At 74.3% G+C, this 6,209-nt stretch carries 7 protein-coding genes and 1 pseudogene; 2 read left to right on the top strand and 6 right to left on the bottom strand.

Annotated features, from left to right (window positions below):
• Positions 1-304: glycerate kinase (locus SSBG_RS03260; protein ID WP_037868828.1), on the top strand; the 304-nt coding region annotated here is incomplete at its 5' end.
• Between the two features lie 136 nt (positions 305-440).
• Here SSBG_RS03260 and pssA read toward each other — a convergent pair.
• The 6 genes and pseudogenes from pssA to SSBG_RS03235 form a co-directional block, all read right to left on the bottom strand.
• Positions 441-1,223, bottom strand: coding sequence for a CDP-diacylglycerol--serine O-phosphatidyltransferase (gene pssA / locus SSBG_RS03255; RefSeq protein ID WP_008744801.1), 783 nt, complete (start codon positions 1,221-1,223; stop codon positions 441-443).
• A gap of 85 nt (positions 1,224-1,308) precedes the next feature.
• Complete coding sequence (locus SSBG_RS03250) at positions 1,309-1,956, bottom strand: phosphatidylserine decarboxylase (RefSeq protein ID WP_008744800.1); 648 nt, start codon at positions 1,954-1,956, stop codon at positions 1,309-1,311.
• 217 nt (positions 1,957-2,173) lie between these two features.
• On the bottom strand, positions 2,174-3,142 hold the full coding sequence (locus tag SSBG_RS03245; RefSeq protein ID WP_008744799.1) for an HpcH/HpaI aldolase/citrate lyase family protein: 969 nt from the start codon (positions 3,140-3,142) through the stop codon (positions 2,174-2,176).
• A gap of 57 nt (positions 3,143-3,199) precedes the next feature.
• Positions 3,200-3,691, bottom strand: coding sequence for a methylmalonyl-CoA mutase, coenzyme B12-dependent alpha subunit (locus tag SSBG_RS34165; RefSeq protein WP_008744798.1), 492 nt, complete (start codon positions 3,689-3,691; stop codon positions 3,200-3,202).
• Between the two features lie 85 nt (positions 3,692-3,776).
• Positions 3,777-3,968 (bottom strand): annotated as a pseudogene (locus SSBG_RS34160) (methylmalonyl-CoA mutase family protein); the annotation flags it as partial.
• 443 nt (positions 3,969-4,411) lie between these two features.
• Positions 4,412-5,248 carry a TetR family transcriptional regulator gene (locus tag SSBG_RS03235; RefSeq protein ID WP_008744797.1) on the bottom strand — a complete coding sequence of 279 codons (837 nt, stop codon included), beginning with the start codon at positions 5,246-5,248 and terminating at the stop codon, positions 4,412-4,414.
• Positions 5,249-5,507: 259 nt separating this feature from the next.
• On the opposite strand from SSBG_RS03235, the gene SSBG_RS03230 reads away from it, so the two are divergent.
• Positions 5,508-6,146 (top strand): adenylosuccinate lyase, encoded by a 639-nt coding sequence (locus SSBG_RS03230; RefSeq protein WP_050776714.1) that lies wholly within the window; start codon positions 5,508-5,510, stop codon positions 6,144-6,146.
• The last annotated feature ends 63 nt before the right edge of the window (positions 6,147-6,209 follow it).

Genomic DNA, 6,209 nt, shown 5'->3' with positions numbered 1-6,209 from the left:
CGTCCTCGGCTTCGCCGCCGCGCTGGAGCGCGCGGACCTCGTCGTCACGGGCGAGGGCTCGCTGGACGCGCAGACGCTGCGCGGCAAGGCCCCGGCGGGGGTCGCGGCGGCGGCCCGGGCGCGCGGCGTCGAGGTCGTCGCCGTGTGCGGCCGGCTCGCGCTGGCCCCGGAGGAGCTGCGCGCGGCGGGCATCGCCGCCGCGTACCCGCTCACCTCGCTCGAACCCGACGTGGCCACGTGCGTCCGCGAGGCCGGCCCCCTCCTGGAGCGCCTGGCCGCGGGCATCGCGCGCGAGCGCCTGTAGAGGCGGAGGCCGCGGGAAGGCGCGCGGGACGCGTCACGCGCCGGGCGCACGCGAAGGGCCCCGCACCACCGGTCAGGAGGTGCGGGGCCCTTGAGCGCCGGGCGGGAGCCGTTACGGGGCCGCCTGGCGGGAGCCGTTACGGCAGCCGCAGCGCGCGTGCCTCGCGGCGGTTGCCCCGGAAGTTGCTGACCCGGCGGGCGGTCGCGAAGAGCGGGATGACGGCGGCCAGCACGAGCTGGAGCGCGCAGCCGGTCTGGAGCAGCAGCTGCCCGCCCGGGGCGTCGAAGGCCCAGGCGGCGAGGAGCCCCATCGCGGCGACGATCCAGCTGAGCATCGCCACGGCGAGCGGCCCGCGCGGCTTCGGGTACTCGACGCGGCTCACCATGAGCCACGCCGTCCCGATGATCGCGAGGAGCGTCGCCACGAACGGCAGCTCCAGGAGTACGACGGAGACGACCGTGAGCGCCCCGAACGGACTCGGCATCCCCTGGAACACCCCGTCCCGCAGCGTCACGCACGAGAAGCGGGCGAGGCGCAGCACCACCGCGAGGAGCACGACGATCGCCCCGAGCGCGGCCACTCTCTGGTGCGCGTCGTCCGCGACGAGCCCGTACACGAGCACGAAGTAGGCCGGCGCGAGACCGAAGCTGATCAGGTCCGACAGGTTGTCCAGCTCGGCGCCCATCGGCGAGCTGCGCAGCTTGCGGGCCACGAGGCCGTCGAAGAGGTCGAAGACGGCGGCGCACAGCATGAGGATCACCGCGGTCGCCGCCGAGTGACGGGCCATGCCGAACTCGTCACTGCCGGTGAGGTGCGGGATGAGGATGCCCGTGGTGGTGAAGTACACCGCCATGAAGCCGCACGTCGCGTTGCCGAGCGTGAGGGCGTCCGCGATGGACAGGCGCAGCGAGAGGGGCATCTCCGGCTCGCCCGTCTCCTCCGCGTCCAGCCCCCAGGGGTCGCCGGTCTCCGGGTCGTGTGTCTCGCGGTCGTGGGTACTGCGGTCAGTCACGGTCAATGCGAGTCACCCCCGCGAGCGTCGGCTGCCCGACCTCCACGGCGACCTCGACCCCCTCCGGCAGATAGAGGTCCACGCGCGAGCCGAAGCGGATCAGCCCGATGCGCTCGCCCTGCTCGACCTTCGTCCCGCTCTGCACGTACGGCACGATGCGGCGCGCCACGGCCCCGGCGATCTGGATCATCTCGATGTCGCCGAGTTCCGTGTCGACGTGCCACACGACACGCTCGTTGTTCTCGCTCTCCTTGTTGAACGCGGGCACGAAACCCCCGGGAACGTGTTCCACGGAGGTGATGGTGCCGGCCAGCGGAGCGCGGTTGACGTGCACGTTGAGCGGGCTCATGAAGATCGCCACGCGCGTGCGGCCGTCCTTCCACGGCATGACGCTCTGCACCACTCCGTCGGCGGGCGAGATGACCCGGCCCTCGGAGATCTCGCGCTCGGGGTCGCGGAAGAACCACAGCATCCCCGCGGCGAGGGCCGTGGCCGGCACCGCGAGAGCCGCCGCGCGCCCGGAGCGGCGGGCGCGGCCGAGGGAGAGGGCCGCCGTGGCGACGGTGGGCAGCAGCCAGGGAGAGGCGCCGCGGGCCAGGCGGACCCGGCCGCGAGTTACAGGGGTGTGGCTGTCGGGCATGGATGACCTTCGTAGCGGATGAATGCCGCGCGGATGAGACGGGGAACGGCGGCTTTCCGGGGATGGTATCGGTTACGGCCCGCAACTGGGCAAGCCAGGAAGCGAGTCGAAGACGCCCGGGATTCCTCCCGTCAGTCTTTTCATCATCCCACGTCATCTTCCTGTGTGACAGGGATCTCGACGGGCGGTACGCGGCGGGGCCCCGCGCACGCGCCGTTCACTCCGGCGCGGGGAAGGACGTCGTGCGGGTGAGACCGGCCGCGCGGCCCTTGCCCGCGATCACGAGTGCCATCTTGCGGCTGGCCTCGTCGATCATCTCCGTACCGAGCATGGCCGCGCCCCGGGCCCCGCCCTCGGCCGAGGTGTGGTGGGCGTAGGCGTCCAGGACCAGCTCGGCGTGGTCGTAGTCGGCCTGCGCGGGCGCGTAGACCTCGTTCGCCGCCGCGATCTGCGCCGGGTGCAGGACCCACTTCCCGTCGAAGCCGAGGGCGGCCGAGCGCCCCGCGACGGCGCGGAAGCCGTCCTCGTCGTGAATACGGAGGTAGGGGCCGTCGATCGCCTGGAGGCCGTGGGCGCGCGCGGCCACGAGAATCTTCATGAGGATGTAGTGATAGGCGTCCGCCCCGTACCCGGGCGGCTGCTCGCCGACCACGAGCGTCTTCATCGCGATCGAGGCCATGAAGTCGGCGGGGCCGAAGACGAGCGCCTCCAGGCGCGGCGAGGCGGCGGCGATCGCCTCGACGCCGGTCAGCCCCCGCGCGTCCTCGATCTGCGCCTCGATGCCGATGCGGCCCACCTCGAAGCCCATGGCCCGCTCGATCTGCGTGAGCAGCAGGTCGAGCGCGACGACCTGCTCCGCGTCCCGCACCTTCGGCAGCAGGAGGCAGTCCAGGTGCTGCCCGGCGCCCTCGACCACCGTCACGACGTCGCGGTAGGTCCACGGCGTCGTCCAGTCGTTGACCCGCACGACCCGCGTCCTCGCCTCCCAGCCGCCCTCGCCGAGGGCACGCACGACGTTCTCGCGCGCCTCCGCCTTGGCGAGCGGCGCCACGGCGTCCTCCAGGTCGAGGAAGACCTCGTCCGCGGGCAGCGACCGCGCCTTGAGCAGGAAGCGCGGATTGCTGCCGGGCACGGCGAGGCAGGAACGGCGCGGACGGACGGGACGCGGGCCGGACGTGCCGGTCATGCGGGGACCTCCGGGGGAGCGGCTGATACGTGCTCCTCCCGACCCTACGGGGGGTGATCACCGCGTTCCGGCGGGGGCGCGGTGGCGGGCGGAGCGGTACGGGGCGGGGGAGGTCCGGGAGGCGTGCGGGGCCTCGTACGCGGCGGGGACGGGGGACGCGGCGGGGGCCTCGTACGAGGCAGGGGCGGCGTGCGTGGGGGCCTCGTACGTGCCGAGCGCGGCCCGCAGGGTGCGCGCCCACTCGCCCGTGGTGACCCCGGCGCGCACGCAGTCGAGCGTCGCCTCCACGAGGCAGTCGCCGTCGATGGCCGCGTCCGCGAGCCGGTCCAGGCTCTGGCGCACGCTCGGCCACAGGTACGGGTCGGCGAGGCCCTGCCGGTCGGTGGACTCCTCGCGCGTCGCCCGCCAGCGCGCGAGCGCGGCCACGGCCGCCGCCTCCTCGCCGGGCCGGGCGCTCGTGGCACCGCGCGCGGGGAGGGCGCCGGGGCTGAGGGCCCAGCGCGGCAACCACGCGGCGGCGTAGACGCCCAGGTCGCCGCGCAGGCGCAAGCGCGAGCGCGGTCGAGGCGGGCCGGTCCTCGTACGTGGTGCCCCGCAGCTCGTCCTCCGCGAGCCCCTGCTCCTCGGCGGCGACGAGGCACAGCGCGAGGAGCCACATGCCGGTGGGGCCGCCGGGGAGCGCGAGCCGCACCCGGCCGAGCGGGACCCCGTCGAACAGCCGCCGTACGTCCCCGAGGTGAGCGAGCGCCACGCCGTCGCGCCCGAAGGCGCCCGCCGCGGGCGCCTCGCCCGGGTCGAAACCCGCGCGGGTCGGTGCGTCGCACACGAGGGCGAGGGTGGGCGTACCCGTGGTCCTGGAGAGGTCGAGGGTGTCCTTCACGAGTGCCTCCGGCGGGGGCTGTGGCGTGGCGGCCCGTGGAAGGACCGCCCGGACTGCCTCAACGTATGGCACGCGGTGTCAGGCAGCAAGACGGAAAAGTTACTCGCGGGTATGAACTTGGTAAAGATGACGCTCAGATGAGCGATAATCGATCATTCCAGGCAGGGCAAGGGATGTGCCTGTTCGGCAGACCGAAATGATCGATCACGGGCGCCGGAGGTGAGGGGTTCCGTGGGTGCGTGGAGGCGTGGCACGATGAGTGCGTAGACGGAGTTGTGGCACTGCGTGCCGAATCTGTGGGGGTGGGGTGGGAACGATAAAAAAGGGGCGGCGGGGCCGGTGCGGCCCGCCACCCCTCGCGGTGATGCCGGTGAGGTCTGCTCGCGCGCTCAGTCGCCCCGCGGGCGTAGCGCCTCCTTGATCGTGCGCATGACCTCGTCCAGCGGCGCGTCCGTGCGGGCCACCGTCACGAGCACCTCGCCGCGCGCGCTCGCCGTCGCGGCGGGCCCGGGGCGGCCCGGGGCGAGGCCGCCCACCGCGAAGTTGGCGCCGACGGTGGCCCGGACGATCGCGAAGGCGCGGTCGAGCTGCGCCATCACGTCGCCCTCGCCGCCGGCGCGCAGCCAACGGCGCAGCACGTGGTTGTGCGCGGTCACGACGGCGGAGGCGGCCACCTCGGCGAGCAGCGGCTCGTCGTTGCCGTTCTGCTCGTGCTCGTCGAAGTGGCCGAGGAGGTAGCGCGTGAAGAGACGTTCGTAGCGCGAGACGGAGGCGATCTCGCGCTCGCGCAGCGTCGGCACCTCGCGCGTCAGCTTGTAGCGCTCGACGGAGACCTGAGGGGCCGCCGCGTACATCTTCATGACCTCTTTGATGCCCCGGCAGACCGTGTCGAGCGGGTGCTCGTGCGCCGGGGCCGCCTTGAGCACGTCCTCGACGCGGACGAGGGTGTCGTCGTGGTCGGGGAAGATCGCCTCCTCCTTCGACCGGAAGTGGCGGAAGAAGGTCCGGCGGGCGACCCCGGCGGCGGCGGCGATCTCGTCGACGGTCGTCGCCTCGTAGCCCTTCGTCGCGAAGAGTTCCATCGCGGCGGACGCCAGCTCGCGGCGCATCTTGAGGCGTTGGGCCGCGGCCCGGCCGCCGGAGCCGTTCTCGGCACCCGCCGGTGCGGACGGCGGGGCGGTACGGGCCGCGGAGGCGGAGGACGGAGGCGTGGCCGACTGGGACATGCACCCGAACGTACTGCATCCCCGCCGCGCGCGTGTGCGCTGTCCGCCGCTCGCGGGCCCCCGCGCGCGCCCCTCGCCCGCGCCCCGCGCGGGGCGGGTGATCACCTCGCGCCCCGCTCCGATGAGCGGCACGGGAGCGTGATGAGCGCGGGCCTCGTCCCGCTGTCCCCGACATGGGTGAACTGGTCAACGAGGAACGGCGGTTCCTTCCTCCTGGCCCCCTGACCCGGTGCCGTCCGAGCCGCTACGCTCGGCTGCCATGAACAAAGAGTTGCGTGCGCTCACGGACCGCTTACGGTGCGAGGCGGTGGTGGAGGGGGAGCGGGCGGTCGAGGAGTGCGAACGACTGGCCCGCGCGGCCGGGCCCGAGGAGCTGGCCGGGGTGCTGAGCGACCCGGGCCGCCCGCTGTGGGCCAGGGAACTGGCCGCCTACCGCCTCGGCGTCGCCAAGGACCCGCGCGCCTTCGAGACCCTCGTCCTCTTCCTCAACCACCGCGACCCCCAGCGCTGCGCCACCGCGGCGCAGGCCCTCGCCGCGCTCGGCGACCCCAGGACCGCGCGGGCCGCCGCCGCCCTCGCCACCAACGAGCTGCGCGTCGCCTACGCGGGGCAGGCCGTGCGGCTCCTCACGACGCTCCGCGCGCCCGAGTCCGTCCCCGCTCTCATCGCGACGCTGGAGCGGCGGCTCGTGCGCAACGACCCCTACCGCAACGTGGCCCTCGCCTGCGTCGCCGGGCTCGGCGTCCTCGGCGACCGGCGGGCGCGCCGGGTCCTCCAGGCCGCCGAGCAGCACCCGGGACTCGGCGCCGCCGCCTCGGCGGCCCTCGCCCGCATCCCCGCGCCCCGGAACCGGCGCCCGGCCGAACTGCGCAAGAAGGAGGCGGAGGCGGGGGGCTGAGACCGGGCCGGGGCGGCGGCGGGGGAGCGGCCACCCGGACCGACGGGCGCGAAGGGGGGCGGG

Origin of the sequence: Streptomyces sp. SPB074 (assembly GCF_000154905.1) — a bacterium.
GTDB lineage: Bacteria > Actinomycetota > Actinomycetes > Streptomycetales > Streptomycetaceae > Streptomyces.
This window is presented reverse-complemented; position numbering and strand designations above follow the sequence as displayed.

Bases quoted from the DNA above. Each gene is read 5' to 3' on its own strand.
- SSBG_RS03245 (WP_008744799.1), bottom strand. From the start codon at position 3,142: ATGACCGGCACGTCCGGCCCGCGTCCCGTCCGTCCGCGCCGTTCCTGC.
- pssA (WP_008744801.1), bottom strand. From the start codon at position 1,223: ATGCCCCTCTCGCTGCGCCTGTCCATCGCGGACGCCCTCACGCTCGGC.
- SSBG_RS03235 (WP_008744797.1), bottom strand. From the start codon at position 5,248: ATGTCCCAGTCGGCCACGCCTCCGTCCTCCGCCTCCGCGGCCCGTACC.
- SSBG_RS03230 (WP_050776714.1), top strand. From the start codon at position 5,508: ATGAACAAAGAGTTGCGTGCGCTCACGGACCGCTTACGGTGCGAGGCG.
- SSBG_RS03250 (WP_008744800.1), bottom strand. From the start codon at position 1,956: ATGCCCGACAGCCACACCCCTGTAACTCGCGGCCGGGTCCGCCTGGCC.